This is a genomic window from Adonisia turfae CCMR0081 (assembly GCF_011009555.1).
GTDB classification, from domain to species: domain Bacteria; phylum Cyanobacteriota; class Cyanobacteriia; order Phormidesmidales; family Phormidesmidaceae; genus Leptothoe; species Leptothoe turfae.
The window spans coordinates 6,413,588-6,438,084 of record NZ_QXHD01000004.1; the positions used below are offsets into that span (position 1 = coordinate 6,413,588).

21 protein-coding genes are annotated in these 24,497 nt (G+C 46.7%); 11 read left to right on the forward strand and 10 right to left on the reverse strand.

Annotated features, from left to right (window positions below):
- The 4 genes from DXZ20_RS31175 to DXZ20_RS31190 all read right to left on the reverse strand — a co-directional run.
- Positions 1-2,219, reverse strand: a 2,219-nt coding sequence (locus DXZ20_RS31175; RefSeq protein WP_163703673.1) for a methyl-accepting chemotaxis protein, incomplete at its 3' end; no start/stop codon positions are given.
- A 50-nt stretch (positions 2,220-2,269) separates the two neighbouring features.
- Complete coding sequence (locus DXZ20_RS31180; protein ID WP_163666975.1) at positions 2,270-2,800, reverse strand: chemotaxis protein CheW; 531 nt, start codon at positions 2,798-2,800, stop codon at positions 2,270-2,272.
- A gap of 32 nt (positions 2,801-2,832) precedes the next feature.
- Entirely contained in the window at positions 2,833-3,198 is a 366-nt protein-coding gene (locus tag DXZ20_RS31185) for a response regulator transcription factor (RefSeq protein ID WP_006517813.1), read from the reverse strand.
- Between the two features lie 321 nt (positions 3,199-3,519).
- On the reverse strand, positions 3,520-4,713 hold the full coding sequence (locus DXZ20_RS31190; protein WP_163666977.1) for a response regulator: 1,194 nt from the start codon (positions 4,711-4,713) through the stop codon (positions 3,520-3,522).
- 517 nt (positions 4,714-5,230) lie between these two features.
- On the opposite strand from DXZ20_RS31190, the gene hmpF reads away from it, so the two are divergent.
- Genes hmpF through DXZ20_RS31205 form a run of 3 tightly spaced genes read left to right on the forward strand, consistent with a single transcriptional unit; the run spans position 5,231 to position 7,481 of the window.
- Entirely contained in the window at positions 5,231-6,982 is a 1,752-nt protein-coding gene (gene hmpF, locus DXZ20_RS31195; protein WP_163702766.1) for a pilus motility taxis protein HmpF, read from the forward strand.
- Positions 6,983-7,008: 26 nt separating this feature from the next.
- A complete protein-coding gene (locus tag DXZ20_RS31200; protein WP_006517816.1) occupies positions 7,009-7,212 on the forward strand; it encodes a hypothetical protein in 204 nt (67 codons plus the stop codon).
- A gap of 44 nt (positions 7,213-7,256) precedes the next feature.
- Positions 7,257-7,481, forward strand: coding sequence for an RNA-binding S4 domain-containing protein (locus DXZ20_RS31205; protein WP_163666981.1), 225 nt, complete (start codon positions 7,257-7,259; stop codon positions 7,479-7,481).
- Positions 7,482-7,593: 112 nt separating this feature from the next.
- On the opposite strand, the gene hpf is transcribed toward DXZ20_RS31205, so the two are convergent.
- Complete coding sequence (gene hpf / locus DXZ20_RS31210) at positions 7,594-8,286, reverse strand: ribosome hibernation-promoting factor, HPF/YfiA family (protein ID WP_163702767.1); 693 nt, start codon at positions 8,284-8,286, stop codon at positions 7,594-7,596.
- Positions 8,287-8,684: 398 nt separating this feature from the next.
- On the opposite strand from hpf, the gene lipB reads away from it, so the two are divergent.
- Positions 8,685-9,383, forward strand: a complete 699-nt coding sequence (gene lipB, locus DXZ20_RS31215) for a lipoyl(octanoyl) transferase LipB (RefSeq protein ID WP_348918135.1) — start codon at positions 8,685-8,687, stop codon at positions 9,381-9,383.
- Positions 9,384-9,585: 202 nt separating this feature from the next.
- Entirely contained in the window at positions 9,586-9,966 is a 381-nt protein-coding gene (locus DXZ20_RS37915; RefSeq protein ID WP_250565064.1) for a hypothetical protein, read from the forward strand.
- Between the two features lie 101 nt (positions 9,967-10,067).
- Here the strand turns inward: DXZ20_RS37915 and DXZ20_RS31225 are convergent, their stop codons facing one another.
- Together DXZ20_RS31225 and DXZ20_RS31230 are read right to left on the reverse strand one after the other, a co-directional pair.
- The gene (locus DXZ20_RS31225; RefSeq protein ID WP_163666985.1) at positions 10,068-10,514 is read right to left on the reverse strand and encodes a single-stranded DNA-binding protein; all 447 of its coding nucleotides are present in this window, start codon (positions 10,512-10,514) and stop codon (positions 10,068-10,070) included.
- Positions 10,511-13,042, reverse strand: coding sequence for a sugar phosphate nucleotidyltransferase (locus DXZ20_RS31230; RefSeq protein ID WP_163666987.1), 2,532 nt, complete (start codon positions 13,040-13,042; stop codon positions 10,511-10,513). The genes DXZ20_RS31225 and DXZ20_RS31230 overlap by 4 nt, the downstream gene beginning before the upstream one ends.
- A 368-nt stretch (positions 13,043-13,410) precedes the next feature.
- On the opposite strand from DXZ20_RS31230, the gene DXZ20_RS31235 reads away from it, so the two are divergent.
- From DXZ20_RS31235 to argH, 5 genes are all read left to right on the forward strand, one after another.
- Positions 13,411-13,593: a hypothetical protein gene (locus DXZ20_RS31235; RefSeq protein WP_163666989.1), complete on the forward strand. Its 183-nt coding sequence runs from the start codon at positions 13,411-13,413 to the stop codon at positions 13,591-13,593.
- A 61-nt stretch (positions 13,594-13,654) separates the two neighbouring features.
- On the forward strand, positions 13,655-14,323 hold the full coding sequence (locus DXZ20_RS31240) for a class I SAM-dependent methyltransferase (RefSeq protein WP_163702768.1): 669 nt from the start codon (positions 13,655-13,657) through the stop codon (positions 14,321-14,323).
- A gap of 217 nt (positions 14,324-14,540) precedes the next feature.
- On the forward strand, positions 14,541-16,019 hold the full coding sequence (locus tag DXZ20_RS31245; protein WP_006517825.1) for a PP2C family protein-serine/threonine phosphatase: 1,479 nt from the start codon (positions 14,541-14,543) through the stop codon (positions 16,017-16,019).
- A 140-nt stretch (positions 16,020-16,159) separates the two neighbouring features.
- Entirely contained in the window at positions 16,160-16,390 is a 231-nt protein-coding gene (locus DXZ20_RS31250; RefSeq protein WP_163702769.1) for a hypothetical protein, read from the forward strand.
- A gap of 98 nt (positions 16,391-16,488) precedes the next feature.
- Positions 16,489-17,880, forward strand: coding sequence for an argininosuccinate lyase (gene argH, locus DXZ20_RS31255; RefSeq protein ID WP_163666993.1), 1,392 nt, complete (start codon positions 16,489-16,491; stop codon positions 17,878-17,880).
- Positions 17,881-17,930: 50 nt separating this feature from the next.
- Here argH and DXZ20_RS31260 read toward each other — a convergent pair whose 3' ends face one another.
- Entirely contained in the window at positions 17,931-18,629 is a 699-nt protein-coding gene (locus tag DXZ20_RS31260) for a late competence development ComFB family protein (protein WP_250565065.1), read from the reverse strand.
- 883 nt (positions 18,630-19,512) lie between these two features.
- Positions 19,513-20,316: an SDR family NAD(P)-dependent oxidoreductase gene (locus DXZ20_RS31265; RefSeq protein ID WP_163702770.1), complete on the reverse strand. Its 804-nt coding sequence runs from the start codon at positions 20,314-20,316 to the stop codon at positions 19,513-19,515.
- Between the two features lie 1,070 nt (positions 20,317-21,386).
- Here DXZ20_RS31265 and DXZ20_RS31270 point away from each other — a divergent pair.
- Positions 21,387-23,186, forward strand: a complete 1,800-nt coding sequence (locus tag DXZ20_RS31270) for a tetratricopeptide repeat protein (RefSeq protein WP_163702771.1) — start codon at positions 21,387-21,389, stop codon at positions 23,184-23,186.
- A 16-nt stretch (positions 23,187-23,202) separates the two neighbouring features.
- Here the strand turns inward: DXZ20_RS31270 and DXZ20_RS31275 are convergent, their stop codons facing one another.
- Positions 23,203-24,195 carry a Rieske 2Fe-2S domain-containing protein gene (locus DXZ20_RS31275; protein ID WP_348918738.1) on the reverse strand — a complete coding sequence of 331 codons (993 nt, stop codon included), beginning with the start codon at positions 24,193-24,195 and terminating at the stop codon, positions 23,203-23,205.
- Positions 24,196-24,497 lie beyond the last annotated feature (302 nt).

The following is a 24,497-nucleotide window of genomic DNA, read 5'->3' on the forward strand; positions in this document are numbered from 1 at the left end:
TCCCGCGCACTGTCTGCTACACGCTGAATAGATTCAGTCATGACCTGTACAGAATTCAAGGTGACTGCCAGCTCCTCAGCTTGTCGCAAGGCATCTGCTGATAGGCTGCGGGCGAACATCTCATTATCAGACGAACTCTTAGTCACCTGTAGTGCTGCTGCACTCACCTGCTGTACAATTTCTCGCAGATTTTGAATCGTTAAGTTGAACGAATCAGCGACCGCTCCTAAAACATCGGCTGTGACCTCTGCCTGAACCGTTAAATCACCCCGGGCAGCTCCTTCTACATCGTCCAATAGACGAATTACCTGGCGCTGTAGATCCTCTTTAGCCTGTTCTTGTTCCTGCGCTTTTCGCTGGGCCTCACTAGTCGTCGTGAGAATGACCCGAGCCATCTTGTTAAACCCTGTGGCCAGTTGACCTAACTCATCACTAGAGTGAACAGTTGCTCGCGCATTTAGATCTCCTTGGGAAACCAAGTCAAACTGCTGTTGAAGATTATCAATTGAGCGTTTCGATTGGCGATCTAATAAAAATCCTAATCCAAATACCGTCACAAAGCTAACGATACCTGCAGCACCTCCCATGGCAGCAGGATACACTCGGGCAATTAGGTTTCGATTGCCTGGAGATGTGCTATCAGCAGGTAGCCGTCCTAAGGTAGCTAGATTAACCCCTGCAACTGCAATCACAGATGTTAGTCCTGCAGCCCCTGCCATGATTAAGCGTTTAGTGGCAAGCGGCGCATTGTTCAGGGTATTAAAAATCCCCTCGCTTTCTACTTCAGGAACAACAACGGGCGACTCTTCCCCTTGGGTAAAGGATGGCAGCTGATCGGCAGTTTCGATGCTAAAGATGTCATCGTCTCCAATGATTGCCTGGTCATCCTCCTCTACTAGACTAAAGCCAGAACCGCCACGGGTAACTGGAGCTTCAGCAAACCCTCCCTCTGATGTTTCTGAAGCCTCCGTAAATTCGGTAGAACCACCTTCGGATAGATCAAATTCTGGCAGGCTGCCTAAATCATCAAATTCATCAAACTCATCGAGGAAATCGATATCGCCGCCTTGCTGACTTTCCAAGCCTTCCATCGTATCAACGCCTGGAAAAGTCTGTTCGTCAATGTCATCATCCATTAGCCCATTGTCGGTGGTCTCAATACCTGGCAAGGTAGATGCCTCATCAAATTCTTGAAAATCCCCGATAGGCATAGTGTCGGGTTGAGCATCATCCGGTTCCATCATGAAGAGGGTTTTATCATCTGGCTCTTCTAATAAGTCTGAACCAGCATCCAAACCCACTTCAAGTTCAGGGCGATCAATCTCCAGAGAACTACTACCTGTCTCTAAAAAGTCATCCACATCTGGAAAGTCTTCCAGCTCACCCGATGAAGACGGTGCAGATGGAAAAGCTTCGTCGAAATCATCTTGATCAAATTGTGATACATCTTGAATGGGTGCTGAAGACCCATCACGGACGACGCTATCGAGGGTAATCTCTTCTTCCTCTGAGGATTCAATAAGACCTTCCAAGCTGCTGTCCGCAAATGGATCTAAAAGTTCAGCATTACCTAGATCTCCACCTATGGACAAATCGCTAATGGAGAATGGATCGTCCTCGTCGTCCAACTCTAAACCTTGATCACCAGAGGTGCTCTCATAATCAGCAGTAGCATTGAAGGGATCGCCTGTAGCTTCAGTGGCAAGATCATAGCTATCTTCATTTTCTAGTGCATTTGGTTCGGGTGCACTTAGGTCAGTGGGTGAGTCTACTGTTGGCTCGGTTTGAAAACTTGCCCCATCTGCTTCTTCAAAGGACAAATCGAGCCCGGCACTCAAGTCATCACCCTCTTCTCCCATATCGCCATAGAGCTCTATGGAGTCAAACAGACCATCTGCAGTAATATCCTCTATGCCATTCTCATCAGCCTGTACCTGGCTAACATCCATCTGTTCTGCATAGGTAAGGCCATTGTTGGCGTAATTAACGAACTCAGGATCGGACGTTAAATTTAAGACGGATTTATATTGAGTGCGGGCTACATCGTACGCACTTAGCCCATAGCAATAGATGTGACCCTTGAGCAGGAGCACATTGGGATCGCTCGGGTAATTTTCTGCCAGTTGCTCAATAATGTCAGCAGCTTGTTCATAACTGCCCTGCATATATGCACGTTCTGCTGCTTGATAGGTTTGAGCGTAATCTATGCCCGATGCCATCTGTATTCTCCTGCCAGTCTAAACTTCTCCATATTTTCAACCCATCGACCCTAAGCTACCCAACGCGCCGAGCGCAGTATGGCAACATGGTCTAATAGGCGTAATGAGCGATCCGTATTGGCATCTAGTACCCATTCCCCCTTTAGAAAAGGTGCCATTGTATCGGAGTAGTCGCGGGACATCTTCATGCGTTCCGCATCTAGCCAATCTGTACCCACTATCTGATTAACGGCTAAGCCTAACATAGTCCCCTGATGTTCGACAGCAATCACTGGAATTTCTGCCCTGTCAGTATTCATCGGTTGAGAATAACCTAAAAACTGCCCTAGATCGGCAACCCATATGACACGCCCTTGTTCGTTCAAAGTTCCAAGTAATAAAGGAGACACATTGGGAACAGGGGTGATACGGTCAGGGGGATTTTCAATGATTCGGCGAATACCAATGGCAGGTAAAGCAAATTCATCATCGGCTCCGACATAGAAGCGCAGATGAAGTTCGCCATCAGGCGTTTCAAGCTTTTGTAGTTCAGGGTCTTGATCTTGCCCTACTCCGGTTTGAAAGTCTGGATTACCTACCATCGGCCCCTATTACCTCAAAAATCTTTGGCATTTCAATCACGTAGCAGTTGTTTGACTGTGCCCACTAGCTCAGTTGGCTGAAATGGCTTGGCAATATAAGCATCAGCTCCTTGTTTCATTCCCCAATAACGGTCAAATTCTTCACCTTTAGAAGAACACAGTACAACAGGCAGATTTTGTGTGGCAGGGTCAGACTTAATACGTCTACAGACTTCGTACCCATTCATGCGGGGCATGACGATGTCTAAAACGACTAAGTCAGGTAGATCTCCCTGGATATGAGCCAATGCTTCAACACCATCGCTAGCGACAGTCACTTGTAGACCATTACCCTTTAATAAGTCAATAATCATTTCTCGTTGGGCAACACTGTCTTCCACTACTAAAACCGTACTCATAACCTGAATTTCGCCGTTTAAGACCGGTTCATATCTTGATTCAACCCATTATGCCCCCCTAGGGGGAAATAACTATTTAAGTTGACTAATATGCCCAGTTAATTGGGATTCACCTGGGAAAGCAGCGATTGGTTGGCTATTTGGTGCATGATGGTATGCACACCCTACCGCTTGTGCCTAATAAAATACCCGTACGTATCTAATTTATTAAACTTTCATCAAAATTCTTTTGGTTGGATGGAGCGTAATGGTTCTACAAGTTACGTAAAAATCATTAATAAATTCGAAAAGAGAATGATTTCCACTCGATATCTTCCATCATTATGGATTACTCCAGTTCTCAGGGTTTAGGGTAGCTGATATTTCCTGCTCAAGTAGCATTTCAGGGGCAAGACGCTTAGGATTGCCCCTACCTACGTATCTTTCTACTAAGGCTAACAGCTCTGGTTCGCCAAAGGGTTTAGTTAGATAGTCTGTGGCTCCAACCATGTTGGCTTTGACACGATCTACAAAGCTGTCTTTCCCTGTCAGCATGATGATAGGAACTGATTGGAAATATGGAGCCTGTCTCAACATGGCACATAGTTGATGCCCTTCTAGTTCAGGCATAGCTACATCACAGAGAATGAGATCGGGCTTAAGACTGAACAGTAAACTCAAGGCTTTTACTGGATTCCCAATGGATGTGACTTCGTAGCCATAGGCATCCAGCATCATTTCTATGGCCTGTCTGACAGCTAGGGTGTCGTCAATACATACGATGCGAGGAACGGCATTATTAATAGGGGCTTTAGTCTGGATGCGATGCGATGCCTGTAGACTATGCACCATTTGGATGTGCCCTTTCTGGACATAAGGATATAGCCCGTTAGCAACACTAAAAATATTTCGACTTAGGTGGCGCGAGATTTGAATCACAGATGTTTTGCCATCAGACATGGCCAAAAGTGGCGGTAGGGATGCTGAGTCTGTACGGTAAGTGTCGGCTAGGAAGGGGCAATCGTAAAAAGAATTTAACCGAGGCTGTAGTCGCAACCATCCCTGTAACTGTCGAATCACTCGCTTTACCAGGGGTTTGGTGTCAAATTCGGTAAGTTGAGGGCTCAGGGAGGCGTGAAAGCGAAACAAAAATCGCCCTTGATGTAAGCTGATGACTTCAAAAAGCGTTTCTTCGATCAAACGGTAAAGTACGGAACGTGCTTGTTGAGTGGTGAGATGGCCATTTTCTAGCAACCACCATAGAGCTCCGTACTCTGGTGGACGGAGGGGAGTTAGATTAGACAGGTCAACACTTTCCCACTGAACCTCTAACTTGAGGGGATACAAAATATCGCGCAGCCGATTTAGCTGTTCATTGGTGCGTCCAGCGTAAAGAATGCCGCCATTGGCAAAAAACACTAGCCATGAGTTAGCTGGCCCATCGAAAGATTCAATATAAAGTTCTCCGGTTTGCTGACCAATATCAATCAGTTGAAAAATACTGCGAATATCCAGCTCGCTTAACTGGCCCTGCATAGATTTGTCCTAAGGAATTGGCACTTGGTAACTAGGTTGGCTACATTGATATACGGCATTAGCTACAATTATTAGCACTTAACTACAGTTACACTGTCTTTATATGAGGTGGCTATGTGCTCTAAGCAGTTTAGCTGCTGTTTATAAAGTGACATTTTTTATGTGAATGGTATGTGGTGGTGTCTATTGATTAGCCGTATGCGCACGTAGGAATGTACATATTAGAGAGGAATTAATTCATTGAAGTGATAGTTAACCTCCATGGTTTAGCGCTTTTGGGAGAATTGTTTTTTATAGGTTAGAGGTTTCCATCGGACACGTATACACTAGCGAATAGCTTGGGATTATTAGGTCTAGAGTCGCTCAGATAAATATCGTTTGGCTATTGATTTTGCTTCAATATTTTGATAAATACAGTGCCTTAAGCTTCTATATTACTAACTAAACGAGACGTGGATATTGTGTAACTGAGTAGCTGTTTCCGGTAGCTATTTGTATAGACGAAGGGGATGCCAGCGTGCGTTATTTGGCCGAGGTTCAGAAAAAAAGTGGATTTATGGGCAGCAGCCGAGCTGAGTTTAAACTCTTAGCTTGTGAGCGCTCGGAGCAAAATTGGAGTGCTGTCTCTGGAGATGAACTAGTCCCAGCTCCAGATGATGCAGGTTATAGCTCTGGCGCGCTGATTTTAATTGAGCTGTCCAATGGTCGTCAGGTTCAGCGTCATTATGAGGCGGGACGTCAGTTGGTCAGCATCCTGCAAAATTTTTCTAGTCTCAACAAAAAATTTAAAACTCAAGAAGACGAGATTGAACAGTGGAAAGAGTCCCTAACCTATCAAAGTCAGGCGCTTAATCAACGTGAGCTGGAGTTAGATACCCGCGAAGATGAAATCAAGCAGGCGGCGACTGAACTCTCTGAGTTAGATACGCAAAAGCAAGAGTTAGAGACATTTCGCGCTGAGCTAGATGAACAGCGCCAAGACTACGAACGCAAAAACTCTGAGCTGGAGGGCGCATGGGCGCACTTAAACGGAGAGAAACAAAGGCTTGAAGAGCATCGTGAAACGTTATCGTCTCAGACAGGTTTAGATTCGAGCCAGACGCAAAAGCTAAGAGATGCCGTTGAGCAGTTGATGGTTAACGTAGTGCCAATGGAGGACCTGCGTCAGCAACTTGGTAGCACTCGTGATTCCCTGGGGCAGTATCAGGGCATTTTACAAGGTTTGCAGCAGACTGGCTCTGAACAACAGGATCAGCTGCAATCTAAGAGCCATGATGTAGAGCGATTCAAGCAGTCGGTGCAGCAGCTTTACCAGACTGTTGATGCTGATCGCAGCGCTTTCAATGCACTATGTATAGAATTGCGGGAATCAAAGGTAAAGCTTGCTCAGAAAAAGCAGCAAAACCAACTGGTATCAGAGCAGATTAATCAGCAGAGTGGAGTATATCAAAAGGTCTATGAGCTACTGAATACTGGTGATCAGGTACGTTTGGGTAAGAAAATTGACCTCACCAAACTTGAGGAGATGTCTATCGAAGACCTTGAGGCTTTGCTGACGGGTATGGAAACAGATTTGGAAAAGATGTCTCGCTTTGTTAGTGACCAAGAGGAAGAGCTGACATACCAGCAGCAGGCGATTGATGAGCTGAAGCAGAAAGCGGAAGCTGCTAGCGAGTATGACAGGATGCAGATTGAAGCTGATATCAGTGACGAGCAAGATCGTTACGATATGCTCAATAAAACCTTGGTTGGTCAGCGCCGTAATTTGCTGGAACGGGAAGAGGTACTAAGCCAGCATCGAGCTGTTTTATTGCGGCGTCAGGGTCAGGCAACTGTTGATAGCCCTGTGGAAAATGCAGCTGATTTGGAGCCAGTGCTGGAACATATCGATCAGGTCCGTCAGGAGCTAGCGACCCAGGCTGTGGAGTTAGAGAAGTTAATTGCTGAGTTGGAAAATCGCTGTAACTCATTACAGCAGCAGGTAGATACTAAGCAGTCTGAGTTGGACAATCAGCGGTCTAATCTGGAGAAGGAACGAGACACGTTTGAGCAGGCGATTAAGGATTGGGCTGGTTTGGAGCGTGCGATCGCAACCCGTAACGAGTATATGGGTCCTGCGGCTGAAAAAATGGATACTATCCAACACATGCTGGATGGAGTATTTGTTACGCTAGAACGGTTCCAAGAGGTCAATGACTACCAGTTGCAAGCCATTGCTGAGATGCAGCAAACAATCCAGAGCTTATCAGGTGAGCCAGCAGCTGCATAACCTCTACCCACACTAGTTTGACTTTTATGATTTGGGTAAATGAGCATATAGATCCCTCTGGGATTGTCTACTCTGCCATCGCTTGTTGTGATCAAAATGCTGCTGAAGAATGCCATGCAACGTTTCAAGCATCATTAACAGATGAGCAAAAAGAAGCTGGTTGGGTCGCTCGATTGCGCACTGTAGACTCTTGGGATGATGTACCCGTCAGTGCTTTGAAGTTATCCTAACGTCGTTGTCTTAGAGAACTAACTATTGCCTTTGAATATCCATCATGTCCGAACACGTTATAAAACTAAGCCAGTTCCTAAAGCTCAATGACTTAGTTCAATCCGGCGGTGAAGCCAAACATCTGATTCAGGCTGGCCATGTACGAGTGAACGATGAGGTAGAGTTACGACGCGGTCGCAAACTATGGGCAGGAGACCGGGTAACCTTTGCTAATCAAACCTACGATGTTATCTCTGATGTAGATAGCATCGATAATCTGAATCAATAGGCTGGGGCGTTGGCACTCTCAACCTAAAAATAAAGCCGTTGGTATGCACTGTCAGGCATATCAACGGCTTTGAAGGTTAAAGGTGCACAATAGATGCCTTACCTACTGACATCTAATTGCGCAGAGGTGCGGATTGCAGGTGATGTTTATCGGTCTGAAGATGTCCGTTATTGCTAACAGACACATGGGCACTATGGCCGTTGCCATGGCCATTATTGGCACCCGCAGGACGAGGCTGAATCAGTCCATACCCACCGTGATTCCTTTCATATATCACGTTGATTTGGTCAGTCTCCAAGTTATAAAACACATAAAAATCGTGATCAATAAGCTGTAGATTTTCCAGGGCTTCTTGCACTGACATGGGAGCCATTGCAAAATATTTTGTTCTAACTACCTCTGCTGGCAGTTGGGGCTGGCCCTGCTCTAACAGCTCAGTGACATGCAAATTCGCATCCTGAGAAGTAGTATCAATCTCCATGGAACGCACTGATACATGATCAGAACTGCGACGTTTTTCCTTGTATTTGCGAAGCTGCCGACAAATCTTATCCGCTACTAAATCAATACTGGCATATAGGCTTTCGCTGCTTTCTTCGGCCCTTACTACAGCGCGGTTTACATGAACTGTAACTTCTGCATACTGCCGATTGGGCATTTTTGTACCACCAGCCACAGACAAACAAACATCAACCTTATTGATCATTCGTTGAAAATGGCTAACTGACTTCTCAATTTTTTGTGAAACATGTTGGCGAATAGCCTCTGTAATTTCAAGATTTTTTCCTTGGATAACAAGCTTCATAAAGCTGCCTCCACTGATAGAAGATAAGCGATTAGTTTCACCCTAGCACTTTAATTCTGAGAGATTTTTTCTGTTTAGAAACATTTTTATCCGTTGATAAATCTTTAGGATTAGCGCGGGATGATTTGAGTCTTATGTGTTTCCTCAAGATCACAAAATTTCTTGTACAATAAGGGTTCTAGCACTTGTGAACATTGATCCCCTCCTTGGGAAGGGGGGTTGATTTTTGCGACTCTTAATACTTTTTTAATCTTTCTCTTGTGATGTATAGATAGTTCTGAATTACTCGATATCTCAGTATTTTTCTGACTCTACTACATTCATTTTTTTGCATATATAAAGTCAGTTAAAGCAGGTATAAAGTGACGAAAAGCTGATACAGAATCAACATTCTTATAGTGACTGAAGATAGAAAGCTTATTGTTCAAGATATTGGCTTAATCGCCTATAAATTGGCTTGGGAATATCAGAAAGAATTGGTGTCTACACGTAAACAGGACTCTAACGCAGACGATGTTCTGGTGTTGACTGAGCACCCTCCGGTATATACCCTGGGCGCTGGCTCGCAAGAGCAGTTTGTGCATTTTGATTTAACTAATCCCAGTTATAAAGTGCATCGAGTAGAACGTGGCGGTGAAGTCACTTATCATTGCCCTGGCCAATTAGTGGGGTATCCCATTTTGAATTTGCATTACCATCGCAAAGATTTGCATTGGTATCTGCGCCAGTTAGAAGAGGTTGTGATTCGTACGCTTGCTCACTACAACCTTTTAGCCAAGCGCATTCAAGGTTTGACTGGTGTATGGGTTGATGATTATAAAGTGGCTGCAATTGGCATTAAGGTCAGCCGGTGGATCACCATGCATGGGTTTGCTCTGAATATTTGTCCAGATTTATCAGGCTTTGAGCGCATTACCCCTTGTGGTATAGCTGATCGACCGGTTGGCTCTATGGCTCAGTTTGTGCATGGCATTACGTTAGCCGAGGTGAAACCCATACTTGTCCAGCATTTTACTGAGGTATTTCGACTATCAGCTCAGTATCTGGAAGAATCACCAACCAGCTGGCGTCGCCATGCTGAAGATATAAAAGTTTAGGCATTACTACGTAGGACTGGCATCTAATCATGATGCATAGGCCTACAGAGTCGGGATTGAGTTCAATTATTTCAACAGGTCGGGCGTTAGAAATAGCCTCACGGGTGCTTGATGTTTGTTGTCTAGAGCTTGATGTTTGTTGTCTAGAATAGCGAACTGTCTTATGGACCAATACAATGGTTTGATAACGGACATTCAGCCTATGCCCGACACTAATTTTCCTGAAGCCAAGCCCTCTAATGGTTTTTATTCGGTTGCTCAGACTGTAATAGGAGTTGAGCCAAAATCTCGTTTTTCCTCGTTCACTGATAAAACTTCTACCCAAGACTCTTGGACATGTTCTTGGCAGGACGTTCGTCATGCGCGACAGCAATCTCAAATTCATCCATTCCTAAAGCCACTGACGTTCCATGCAGAACCGTTGACCGCTTTGCGGCATCGTGATGAACAGGCTTTGGAGGATATATTTGATGACCTGCAAGTCGAAGAAATTTTGATCGATGTCTGTATTCGTTTAAGGCAGCTCTATCCAGAGCCTTGTTGGGAAGACGAGCCGTTTGATTTTTTGCAGGGATATCTGTAAGTCTAACTATCAATAATTAATGACCCACCCGCGCCGAATAAACTTAGGTGGGCCATTAATTGACAACTTCATAATCGCAGACTACCTCTATAAGGCTATGACTAGAACGGAATTTCGTCGTAATCAGGCGTCGTGGTATTAGTCGGTGGGCTGCTTGGCTGAGGAGTCGAGGCAGCTGGACGACTGCCGCTATGACTACCTTCAGCGATGGGAGGTGCCGCTGCCATCAGCATAGATTGCATCTCGGCAATGCGGTGCAGACGTTGGACGGTGATTTCCGCTTGCTTTTCACGAAACCCTTCAGGTCGATCAACGGTTTTCATGGTTAATCGACCTTCAACCACGACTCGATCACCAGGACCGTAGCTAGCGTCTTGAATTGTCTGTGCCAGGTTGCCCCAACCAACGGCCTTAAACTGCGATGGGCTATCATCTGGGCGCAGCCCAGCTATTTTGATCTTAAATTCGGCAATGGGGGTTTGGTTGTCGGAGGTGTAGCGCAGCTGTGGGCTCTCGACAATCTCGCCCATGAGGATGCAATGATTCATACGACTTGTTCCTCTCGAATACCTTGCTCTTTTTCAATGAAACTTTGAACCCGTTGGCGATAGTCCTGTAGATGGGTATCTACCCAATCACGGTCGGCGCTATTGGCAAAGATATGGACCAGCGGATCGCCAGCGTCAGGTAAAATCAACACCCAGTTATCGCGAGTACGGTCAACTATTTTGACACCATCCACCAGTTCAAGAGTATCAGCGGGATGACTCTCCACAAGATAACGCATCAGTGCACCTTTGATAGTCCATGGGCAACGTAGAGTTTGTACTCGATGGGAAATTCTGGGTAAGTCACCCCAGATACGGCCCAAGGACTGTTCCTGGATAGTTAACATTTCGATTAACTTGGCGATGCAGAACATGGCATCAAAACCAGGGTGGAGTTGAGGGAAGATAAAGCCCATGTCACCGCTGCCACCTAAAACAACATTGCTGCTGGCCTGACAAGCTTCCATGAGGGCAGTTGGGTTAGCTTTGGTGCGAACGACATGGCCACCATGGCGACGAGCAATTTGCTCAATTGCTCCAGAGGTATGAACCGGTACAACTACTGTTCCCTGGGGATGGGCCGTCAGAATCATATGGGTCATCAGGGCCGTTAACATTTCTCCGCGAATCGGTGAGCCCACTTCATCCATCAGCACTAGCTGTTCGCCATTGGCTGCTACCTGTACCCCAACTGTAGCTTGTAGAGCCTGAACTACCTGACCCAACTGGCCTAACATGTGTTCTCGTTCGGCCATGGAGGGAGCAGTTTGGCTCAGACTAGCGTTTAGCACAACGGCATCACAACCAAATTTTCCTAGCAATCTCGGTAGGACGGCACCGGAAACCGCATAGGCATAGTCGATGACGACTTTAGAATTGCTGTGGCGAATAGAGCCTACATTCAGTCGTTTCTCGAATTCCCTGGTGTATATGTCTATTAGGTTGGCTGGATAGGAGACTTCGCCAATCTCATGGATTTGCGATCGCCGCAGATTTTCCTTGAAGTAAGCTCCTTCAATTTTCTTTTCCTTGCCTTTGGGAATGTCAATACCCTTCTTGTCAAAGAACTCAATCAAGATTTGATCGGCCCGATCAGGATGCAGACGGACATGAATGCCACCAGCAACATCTAATGTTGGGAGGATGACGCGAGCCACAGGAATGGCCGTTGCTTCTAGATTTTGGACATTGATACCCACAGACATCAACCCGGCAATCAAAGATCGGGAGACCATGCGGGCAATACTGCGCTGGTCCCTGGAAACGGTGACATAGGACCCCGGTTTCAGGGTAGACCCATAGGCTGCCCCTAGTTTGACTGCAAATTCAGGGGTAATATCAATATTGGCCAGCCCCGTCACACCGCGCTGACCAAAAAGATTGCGCTGGGCCGTATTGCCCCAAATTAAGTTGATATTGAGTGTGGCTCCAGACTCAATCCGCTTACTAGGCCATACCCTGACCCCTGGACTAATTTGTGCCTCCTCCCCGACGGTGGAGAGAGCACCGACCACTGCACCTTCTAACACGTGAGCTCGTCGATCGGCCCGAGTACCCCGGGCAATTACACAGGCTCGTAAATGGGTCTCATCACCGATGATGGCTCCATTCCAAATGATGGGGCGTTTAAGGTCAGCATCACTGCCAACGGTGACATTGTCACCAATGACTGTGCCTGGTTCTAAGGTAACCCGAGCCCCAATGCGACAGTTTCGGCCAATCAAAACCGGTGGTTTGATCACAGCGGTTGGATCAATGTGGGTATTTTGACCTACATGGATACCGGGGGAAGATGCAGGATAGGCAAAATCCACCAATACTTTGCCTTCAAGGGCATCATACTGAGCTTCCCGATAGGCTTCGAGGTGGCCCACATCACACCAGTAGCCTTCGGCCACGTAGCCGTACATCGGCTCCCCCTTTTCCAGTAATAAAGGGAACAGATCCTTAGAGAAGTCCTTTTCTTGATTTTCAGGTAGGTAATCTAAGACTTCAGGCTCAAGAATATAGGTGCCAGTGTTGACTGTATCTGAGAAAATTTCACTGGTGGAGGGCTTTTCTAAAAAACGCTTGATGCGTCCGTCTTCATCTGTAATGACTACGCCAAATTCAATGGGGTTTGGCACGCGGGTTAAGACCAGGGTTGCTTTAGAGCCTTTTTCCTTATGAAATCGAATCGCTTCTTTAAGGTCAAAATCCGTAATACTGTCGCCGCTAATGACTAGAAATGTGTCATCCAGGAGTTCAGCAATATTCTTCACACATCCTGCGGTGCCCAAAGGCTGATCTTCCTCCACCGCGTAAGTCATCTGTACACCAAAGTCGCGCCCATCCTGGAAATAGTCACGCATCACATCGGGCAAGTAGTGTAACGTAGCGATGACTTCATTGATATCGTGTCGCTTTAGCAGATTGACAATATGTTCTGCAATTGGACGATTGAGCACAGGAACCATGGGCTTTGGCAGGTCACAAGTTAGCGGTCGAAGTCGGGTTCCAGAACCACCAGCCATGAGTACTGCGCGCATAATTCCTCCTGTGGGTTATGAGAATTCAAACAATTTTGATTGAAGGTTAGCTGTGAATAGACAACGACGCTAACCTTTGAAATACACTCAGGCAATATGTGCTTTGAGTGATTACATTTCTTTTGCCGTGCTAGATGTATGCAGTGTCAATTGTACTTGCTTTGTTAAGCTCAACTTTATATTCATTAAGCAAGCCTTCAAAGTACCTAGTCTACTGCTATAAGGTGACGCGTATTGTGTTCCATGACCTATTGCCATTGACGGTCTATGACTATCAGCATTAATATCCTGCAGACAAAATTTCCAACGGCTATAACTATAAGCTTGAGTGCACTGATTACTTTATTGACCATTGCGAGGATAAATCTATGCCCACTTTGTTAGGACTATTGTTGTTAGGCGGTTATGGCTATGGCGCTTGGAAATTTTGGACCGGCTTTAATCGCACCAACTTCAGTAGCGGCAAGCTGTATTTAACACTGCTTTGGCCTGTGTTTATTATTAGTGCCTCCTATCGTCAGAACTTTACCAAGGCACTGAAGGGGCGTTAGCGATTGACCGCCTGTAATTAATTCGATTAATTCGATTATTTAGTGAGAAGGATACCCAAGGATGGTAGTTTCCCAGCTACAGGCAGTAGCTCAAAGGTTTGACCAAGAGTATGGAGGTAAATCATTTGAGCTACCGGATGAGGTCGAAGAGATGGCGGTATTTCGGGAGTGGGTGGCGGGTAGTTTAACCCCGCGTATTACCACTAAGTTTTGGGAAGTCGCCCGCCCTAAGAAAGGTCAACGCTGCTTAGACCTTGGCTGTGGCCTCAGTTTTTTGATTTATCCCTGGAAAGAGTGGAAAGCGGTATTCGTTGGTCAAGAAATCAGCAAGGTTGCCCAGGCGGCCCTCAATCAACGGGGGCCTCAGCTGGACTCAAAATTATTTAAGGGTGTTCAATTAGCCCCAGCCCATAAGCTCGACTATGAACCAGCGACATTTGATTTGGTAATCGCGACTGGATTTAGTTGCTATTATCCATTGGACTACTGGGAACGGGTAATGACCGCTGTAAAGCCCTGCTTAAAGCCAGGGGGGCATTTTATTTTTGATGTCATTAACCCAGAAGAAGAATTAGCAGAAAATTGGGCTATTTTAGAAACCTATTTGGGCGCTGATGTTGAACTAGTGGATTTACCCCATTGGCGAGGGTTGATTAAACGTATGGGAGCTAAGGTCACGAAGCAGGTTGCAGGTGAGGTTTTCCACACCTACCGAGTGCAGTGGCCCTAGGGAAAGTCATCAGGATGAGCAAAATACCCTTGACGGTTGTGGCGGAGATGCTATCTTGGTGTCTAAAATTTTGCGTTAGCAAGTTTGTTTGAAGACTTATAGTTAACCTTAAATATCTAGTTGCCAAGCGTGACTTTGACCGCTATATTGCCTTGCATTCACTGGTGTTTTTTTGTCCTACTGCTCCTAACTATCGACGGTGTTGTCGATTGTGCTTATGTCGCCTAGTCCCTCGCTACCCTTTAATTCCCTTCCCGAGGGCAGCACCCTACCGGGCGGCACACCTGTTTTTGCACTCAAAGAACTGGTGGCTCGACTACAGCGTGAGCAGTACAAAATCCAGGATTTGCTGAGTTCTTTAGGGTTTGCCCTGCGAAGCCTGAACAACATTAGTCAGTTTTTAGAGCTGATCCCAATGATTGCCAATCGGGTAACCGATGCGACTGGCGGTGCTCTGGTATTGTTTCGTCCCAATGGTCAGCTACGCCTAGAGCGCCTTTATTGTCCGACTAACGACACCTGTCAGACTGTGCGTTATGCCTTGGAGTCGGCTACACGTCAGATTACGTCTTCTCTGGCAGTTTCGTCAGGGGGTAAAGGATCGGATGGCGAATCCGTGGCTCTGACCCATCAGGCAGCTCGTAATGCCATGGTGACTTTGGATCAGCAGCTAAATCACTTTCTGGCTCCAGAACTGAAGCTATTTGGCACATCCATCATTGTTCAAAATGTTGAGCGTGGGCGTCTCTATGTATTTAGTGATGATGGCGACTATGCTTGGACAGAGACCCGGCAAAAGCTGGTTCGATTGGTGGCTGACCAGACAGCTGTAGCGATTGAAAATGATGAGTTGACCTTGGCTCTACGTAAAAAAGAGCGGCTGGATAGAGAACTAGAGCTAGGGGCGGAGATCCAAGAAAAATTGCTACCTCGCCAGTGCCCAATCATTGAGGGTGTGGATCTGGCCGCTCGCTGTCAAACGGCTCAAAAAGTTGGTGGAGACTACTACGATTTCATTCCAACTACCTACGACCAGTTACGTAATCCGGCGACTCAATTATCATCCGCCCAACCATGGAGTATTGCCATTGGTGATGTGATGGGAAAGGGTGTACCCGCAGGTTTGATTATGACCATGTTGCGGGGCATGTTGCGGGCAGAGGTGCTCAACGATCATTCCCCTGGGCAAATTCTGCAGAATCTCAACTGCGTTATGCACACCGATTTGGAGAGTTCAAATCGGTTTGTGACGTTGTTTTATGCAGAATATGACCCCAGGACCCAGCTATTTTCCTATGGTAATGCAGCCCATAATCCACCACTGCTTTGGCAGGCGGCTAACAATACCATCAGTCGGTTAGATGCTGACGGTATGCTGCTGGGGTTGGATATTGATACCCGTTACCATGAGGGACAAATGCAGCTGTATCCAGGTGACGTGGTGATTTTTTATACGGATGGCTTTACCGATGCAGCTAATATTCGTGGTGAGCGCTTTGATGAAGACAATTTGATCAAGGCTGTATGCTGGGCCTGTCGTAACTTAGAAAGCTCCCAAGAGATTTTGGACTATCTGTTCAATTTATTGCGTCACTTTATTGGTCCTGATCGTTCTAAGGATGACGATACGACGCTGGTGGTCATGAAGGTGACCCAACCTGCTGAGTTTCGGCAATTATCTGCAATTGAAGAGTAGGGGGGGGCCGATTATTTCTGGAATTGTAAGGGTTTTCTGTGCAAAATCCCTACAATTCCGGAAATGGCTTGATGTTATCTAGGTGTAGTGCAATGATCGATTTGCCCGATTATTTATCTACCAAATTTTTAGTAAGCCCCATGAAAATCGAGAAATCCTCTAGCGCTTTTGGTGATTTCACACCTGTTACGCCAATTGTGGATCAGCCAGTTGCTGCCGTTACTATGCCTGTGATCGCTCAGCAGTTTGAGGATAACTTCTTTGACCGCTCTGGGGATATTCTAGGTAATTTTGTGGACTCAGGTCAGCTGTGGGCATTACTCATTGGCATGGTAGTGGGCTATGTAATTCGAGGTATCACTACTTATTAAGGTTAGGCACAGGTAATTGGATAGTCTCCTAGTGCGCTTTAGGGTAAGTTTAGGCGGTGCGCGTCGGCATCTTCATTATTGGCAGGAGTTTTCACGATTTGAGTACATCACCTACCCCCTGGAGTCAGCGATTTGAGACGGGATTACATCCGGTTATTGCGGAATTTAATGCCAGCATTGGGTTTGATATTGCCCTGGTTGACTACGATCTGACCGGGTCCCAGGCCCATGCCAAGATGTTGGCGAAGGTTGGCATCATTTCTGAAGTTGAAGGTCAGCAGTTGGTGGATGGTTTAGAGGCGATTCGCCAAGAATATCGTCAAGGGACGTTTACCCCTGGTGTGGACGAAGAAGATGTCCATTTTGCGGTAGAACGTCGGTTAACTGAACTGCTGGGGCCACTGGGCAAAAAGTTGCATACAGGACGCTCGCGGAATGATCAGGTGGGGACGGATATTCGGTTGTATTTGCGATCGCACATCAAAACCATCCGCACCTTGATCCGAGACTTTCAAAAAGCCTTGCTAGCCCATGCCTCAGTCCACGTAGACACCCTAATCCCTGGCTATACCCATCTACAGCGAGCTCAGCCCCTGAGTCTGGCCCATCACCTGCTTGCCTACGTAGAGATGGCCCAACGTGACTACGAGCGTTTAGGCGATGTAGCTAAACGTGTTAATACCTCTCCGTTGGGAGCTGGAGCCTTGGCCGGGACCACCTTCCCCATCGATCGCCAGTACACCGCCGATCAGCTAGGATTTGAACGCATCTATGCCAACAGTCTGGATGCCGTCAGCGATCGGGACTTTGCCATTGAGTTTGTCAATGCCGCTAGCCTGATCATGGTGCATTTATCACGTCTGGCCGAGGAGGTGATTTTTTGGGCATCAGAAGAATTTCGATTTGTCACCCTCACGGACAGCTGTTCCACCGGGTCGAGTATTATGCCTCAAAAGAAAAACCCCGATGTGCCGGAGCTGGTGCGAGGCAAGACAGGGCGGGTGTTTGGCCATTTGCAGGGCTTGTTGACCATGATGAAGGGATTGCCTCTGGCCTACAACAAAGACTTGCAAGAAGATAAAGAAGCGCTGTTCGATACCGTGGGTACGGTGCAGGCCTGTCTGCAGTCTATGACGATTCTTCTGCATCAGGGACTGGAGTTTCGACCGCAGCGATTGGCAGAAGCTGTGGCTAACGACTTTTCCAATGCCACCGATGTGGCTGATTATTTAGCCGCTAAGGGAGTACCCTTTCGGGATGCTTACAACCTTGTGGGTACAGTGGTCAAAACCTCGTTGGCGGCTGGCAAATTGCTTAAGGATCTGACGTTAGAAGAATGGCAGGCAATTCATCCCGCGTTTGCAGAGGATATTTATGATGCGATCGCACCGCAGCAAGTTGTCGCAGCTCGGAATAGCCTGGGCGGAACCGGGTTTGAGCAGGTTAAACAAGCCTTGGCGATCGCCCAGAAAATGGTTGAAACCCGCTAATTAACAAGATGTAGAGGCGTTCCATGGAACGCCTCTACAAGATTAAATTTTCACCGATATCGAGAATCATTCCAATCGTAGGTTGAGGTGGAAGGAGGCTTTGGCGTCTGATAGCCATAGTTCCGCTTAGGATGCCAGGATGTTTCACCATAGGTACCTGGCCGCCAAACGGTTCCATGGTGATCCATATGGTCTGCATGTTCAGATGCATAGGCTGCTGCATACTCATCCGCATCGGGGGCAGCATCCACATCGTGGGCAGCCGCTGCTGCATAGGGCTTGGTAGGTAGAGGTGGTTCTGCTTCTCCAGTCACTGCCCCACGTCTGGCAGCACCAGCCCGCTTGCACTTACGCAACAGAGACTCCCAAGTTAAATTGGGTTGCCCCAGTGCAGCTCGAAACTGCTCTAACAAAGCTGCATTGGCTCCAGCAATCGCAGAGCGACGTACCAAAGGACGAGAGGCTCGTAGAGGATCTACCTGAACTGCCGCAATGGCTTGCCTAACAGCATTGTTAATCTCTTTTCGCAGTTCATATTTGGCCTTGTGATATTGAGATTGCCAACCTTTCTCACTGACTGCATATAGAGGAGGCAACCGATTTAAGGCATAGGTCTCAACCTCAATCGGTTTGACATATTTAAGAACACGAGTTGGTAGCTGGCGTAGCTGTTGCTCAACCTCTTCTGCTACTAACAGTTCCATGACGTTAATGTATTCCCGTAAGGGAGGTGCTTTCACATCAACCATGGCATTCGTCACCTACTTAACAACAATCCCGGCATAAGCCTCTTTCTCAGTTAGGTCACTTGGACCTATGTAATGTTGAAGTCAATTTAAATAAACTTCGACATCTACTTTGGTGACACACAAGGGAGTGACACACAGGAAACGCTACAGGCATAAAAGAACATAGGCTTGTGTATAAACCGGTAATCCTTATGCGCAGAAAATAGATCCCAAACCACAACATGGTTTTCCGGATCCTCGTTCGCAAATCGGAACAACTGCTGATCTTCAGATCGTTGATGTTATCCGTTGCCGCTCGTAACTACGAAGCTTTATACGGGGGGTGTTACACCCTACTAGTATAACTACCCAATTGCCAAATTGTGCCTATTGAAACGAACAACTAATTTTCTGTAAAGACTGGAAAAATAGCAGGAAAACGCTTATTTATAGCCCAATGGACTGGACGTAACTTATTGACTTAAATATGAAGAATTGAGTCTTCTAGAAACTCATTGTTTATTCAATTAAGTCAATATATTAACTATCTTAGCCACTAATACTCCGAATGGTATTGGGGGTGATCACCCTCCATAGCTTTTTATTAGCCCTGTTCACAGCGTCTGCATTTGGAAGCACCTTTGAATAGCCCTGATGGAATGAAAAGCCTATGAGAACTGCTAAAGCTTATAGACCTTTAGCCAAGCTTAGGTACCTGGCTTAACTATGGGTAAAATTTAGAAACCTAATAAATAAACAAACTTTCTTGAAATAAGAATTTCATGGCTTGCTTGACTTAAAAAATGCCCCAGGTAGTTGGTTGTAAAAAATACCTGGGATATGGAACAAAATACGTATAGATACGCATGCAAAAGGACAACGTGTTTGAGGCCAATTCAGCGATTTATACCCTTTTGGGTCTGGGGTATGTCGGCGCAGCTTGAGTCGGATTAGACAGCCGGATGATGGCATCCATTGCTTGGGGTGAAAATCGGTGGAACCATAAAGCCATATGGCTTTGCCAGCCAATAGCAATTTCTGAATTGCGGCTTTTTAGGCCAGTTATGAGGCCTTGGGCAACTTCTTCAGTGCTGAGGGGCAGTACCCAACGAAATAAGTGAAACTCTCGCACCATGTCAGTGTCCGTCAGAGAAGGTAGAAGTGTGACAACACGGACATTATGGGAAGCTAATTCGTGGCGAAGGGCCTGGGTGAAGCCGACGATGGCAAACTTGGTGGCTGAATACGTTGCCATCGTCGGTGCAGCCACTTTACCCATGAGGCTAGAGACGTTAACAATAGTGCCCTGCCGACGAGATGCCATGCGTCGTCCAACAAGCCAGGTGACTGTATATAGTCCCATCAAGTTGGTCGATAGTTCAGTGTGAGCTTGCCCGAGGGGGGTTTTCAGAAAGTTAGATTGGTAGGCAACACCGGCACAGTTGACCAGTAGGTCAAATGGCCCATAGTCTTTCCATGCTTGGGCAACAACAATATTGACTGCTGTTGGCTCGGTCAGATCAACAGAGAGAGGGATACCCTGAGTCCCATACTTACGGAGTTCTGTTGCCACTTCTCTCAATTTCTGAAGATCACGGGCGATAAGTAAAATGTAACCAGAACCTTGTTTGGCGAGTTCAATAGCAATTGCACGGCCAATACCACGTGAGGCTCCGGTCACCAGAGCCGTCTTTCCTTGCATATCCATAATCAAAAAACTCCAAAATGGCCTGGGTTCATATCTTCAACAAGGCAAGTGAACCAGGACTGTACCGATATCTGAATATTATTGAGATGGAAACATAGAGGATTTCATGTATGTATGCTGAAATCCTCTACATATATAAAGCGTTGCTGATCTTTGGCATAAACCAATTTTGAGCGTCAATTGGTTGTCAGATAAGCTGTGCTAACAGCAGTTACAATCATTCTCCAAATCAGCGACTGCACAGATGAATTGATAACTAAGCGTGAGTCATGCCCAGAACTAGGGTTTACGACCGCGTAAACTATAGCTTTTCCCATGGGAGTGGTTTGGTCATGATGCATGGGTGATCATTTCAAACTGCATCACGAACAATTCATGGGTCACACCTTAGCAATTAGAAACAATAGCTGCAACATTTATTTAACAAGAGCATGACATTCCAGAAAAAGTATAGAGGTTATCTTAGTTGAATTCCTTTCTACATAAAGGATTGCCGGATTTCCAGAAACTTGAGAAGTTCTCTGACTAATGAGTTGGGAGGGGGAACCCCTAGTGTTAGAAGCCTGAGTAAATATGCGGATATATCGAATTTATCGATAGCGCATTATATGGGAACAAGACTTATTATCAGGGTGCAGCCCTTGATGTGTCATCACAATAGGGTGATCATGATCATTACTGTTCAATTTTTTGATGCTCAATTTTTCCTAAAGGGAAGAGTGTCCTTTCGTAAGTAACGTAGATTGGGTTGAGAGCACGAAACCCAACATCGCCAAAATTTAAGTAGCAATGTTGGCTATGGAGAATTTAGGAGAGAGATTGGCATAGTTTGATCCAATCCCACACTATATATGGCGATTTACCATAATTTCCGATGGGCGTGCGGCAATGTTGAGTGAAAGACGTTTGGGTTGGCAGAGAGAGATATTGGTGTAGGTGTAACCCAATCTACGGTTGATGTTTTGCAGGCGATCTTTATATAAAGGGTAACTAATGCCCAAACAATGACATGACTTGGGTTCAATCGTTATCCTAAGGGGGATTCCCGTTGTTATACTCCCGGTTAGCCTATGTCCCTTAATTCTGGTAATTCCGTTGTCGCTCAATGCTCTGATCTAATTGAAGGGCTGCTTCAGGCTACTCTAAAGGGTAAAATTCGGTCTAAGACTCAAGTGTATCGTCAACTGAAAGATGGTTTACCTGTGGGAAGCGGGGAAATATTTGAGCGCTGTTTGGCGGAACGGATGCAGACGGCGGAGCAGGATAAATCGCTAAAAGGGCCTCGAATTGTGCGTGCCCTAAAAATGGTGCAGGGGGAATGGGCGAATTTACAAAAAACACGGCAGGTTGAGGAAAAAGTGTCGTCGGTGACGGCTCAGCTTTCGTCAGCTGTTGGGGAAGACCAACTCGATACGTTACTTAAACTGTTGGATCCTAATCAAGATCAGCCACCCACTCGCGATCAGCTGCAACAGCTAGCCCAGTCTTTACAGGCTGAAAGCAATAGGACTTTAGGAAAAGGGATCGAGTCTGGACTAGCGGCTTTTAGACAATTGGAAGGAGAACTGGTTAGTTGGCTATATGAAGCGGGGGATAAAGATATTGGTTTTGGCTCAGAGCAACGCCGTGGTCCCTGGCAGTATTGGGCAAAGCGGCTAGAGTCTCCTGTCGCTCAGCAGCTGTTTGATGCTTTGGCAAAAGGAGAGTCAGTCACTTCTCTAGCAGAGGGATGGAGTCGACTAGATGAGAGTAGTTGGGTGCAGCTAGCGATTTTGTTGCACTATCTCAAACGGGGATTAGTGAAGTGGTTTGATCAACAACCTTATAATGTAAAACTTGGCAAAAAACTCTCCTACTCCACATTTTTGATTTTTGCCAACATTGAAGCTAGTTTGGCTCAAGGCTTTCAGGCTAGCCGACCCCATCTGAGTCGAAGTTCATTTCAGCTGATGCAACAAAGTCTCCGGAGCTTTGCCCAGCGGGATGATTTCCCCTTGTATGGAGGTGTGTTTGCTGCCTTTGATGGGGGATATTTGCAAGATACTTTGGATTATTTTAGTGAACCACTAAAACAGGTGCCGGGTACACAGGAGAAGGCGCGGTTGCTGACATTGTTGGGCTATTCTCAGCGCACATTGGGGCGGTATGAGGCAGCGCTAGAGTTTCATCAAGAGGCTTTAGAGATTTCAACGGCTGCAGGGGATCAGTGCTGTGTGATTGCCAGCTTTAACCATCTGGCCAGGGTGCATGTGCTACAGAAGAATTATGGGGAGGCAAAGAACTTTAGCCAGCGGGCGTTAATTATGGCACGGCAGCAGGGGGATGTTTTGGGGGAAGCAAATGCGCTGGTGAACTATGGCTATAGTGAGGTGTTTGCGGCGCGAGCAATCGATACGCCGGATTTGTCGGTGTATGAGCAGGCAATTGGCTATTTGGAGCGGGGGCGAGACTTGGCAGAAACCCTGGGGGATTTTCAGAGTAAGGCGTTGGCCTATAACAGCATGGGGATTGCCTATAGTATTGCAGGGCAGCCGGGGTTGGCGATCGCAACGTTAGAGCAAGCGTTGCCATTAACCCAGGCGGCAGGAAATGTATATTTGCAGGGGGTAACCTGTACGTATTTGGCGGAGGCACAGCGAGCCTTAGGGAATGTAGAGGCGTCAGTGCTGTATGGAGCGTTAGGGATGTATTTGTTGCATCAAATTGGGTCGTCGGAGTGGCGGCAGGGGGCAGGATTATTGCGAGTGGTATCGGGAGAGTTGGGAGATGAGACGTTTGAGCAAGTGTTGCAGAGGCAGCGACGGGGGATTATTCAGTGGATTGGGGTGGATGGGTTTGATTATTTAAGAACGTTGTTGGGAGAGTATTGAGGGTCCCCATGTTGTTTCAGGCTGTATACACTTTGCTGAGGCCTAATTTTGCTAGCCCTTTGCGGTACGCAATAGAGGTTTTGTCGGCTTCAATGTGACACTCGGTACGCAGATCTAACGGCAGATCTTCTGGGTACTGGGATTCGACGACTTCTTGATCCTCGGTAAAAATCTGACGGTTAAATTCGTAGACTGGCTCTAGGGGTTGATCCTGGTCAAAATTGCGGCACAATGGCGAAAATAGCCGAGTCTTGCGCGCCGAAATTGGAGACGGTGCATTCAAAATACAGAGTCGACCGCCTTCAGGAAAATAAACCCTCAGAATAGCGGCAAAGGGTAGAAACACATCAAATACCCGTAGCCATTTAAAGTCTGCCGGAGCTCGATGCTGTAATTCTTTAGGGAAGTTGCTAACTGTGCTGAGATATTCTGCTCGTAAGCCCTGAGACGTTGGCGTCACTGTATAGGGCGGCACCTCTGGGTTATCACGATCGGCAAAGGCTTCATGGTGTACCCAGGCAAAGTGAGCCACATCGAGAAAGCCTTCCATCTGGCGGCCCACAGCAGCACTAATATCAATGCTATCGGGCAAAATGGGCTGATAATCTGGGCTATCCCACTCGGGCAACTGGGGCATATTGGCGTCGCTGCCATCTCCGCTTAGGGTGGTCCACACCAACCCAAACGCTTCGCGAACGGGGTAGGTTTTAAGACATAGCCGGGCCGGAATACTTGCCTGGGGATTGGCCGGAATTAGTGTACAGGCTCCGCTGGCATTGTAGTGAAAGCCGTGGTACTTGCAGATCAGCTGATCATTATTAATGTGCCCCAGACTCATGGGCACACCACGGTGGAGACAAAGGTCGTTAGCGACGGAAACGCCCTGACTGGTGCGCCAGATAACCAATCGTTGGTCCAATAGGGTGGCAGCGATGGGGCTATCGGTAACGTCGTGACTAAACGCAATGGGGAACCAGAACGGTGCGATCGCATCCCAATCATCATTCAAAAAAGTACATCCACGAGGATAATGACCCGATAATTTATTTATCTCGCTTGAAACCATAGCTATCCCGGTCCGTTAAAATTCTATGCTTGGAGCATCGTTTGATTGCCATAGTGGTCAACCGCAACCCCTCTTTCTGTCACCGTTTTAACGATTTTTCCTGGCTATTGTGGCGTATCTTCCCATAGCCCAGGAGCCATTTCATTAGTTTGTCCGTATCCATAGACAAAAACTGCACTAAAATCCTTTTAGCCTTCCAATTGCACATATAAGCGAAAAATATCGTTACGCCTGGTTACATTTCT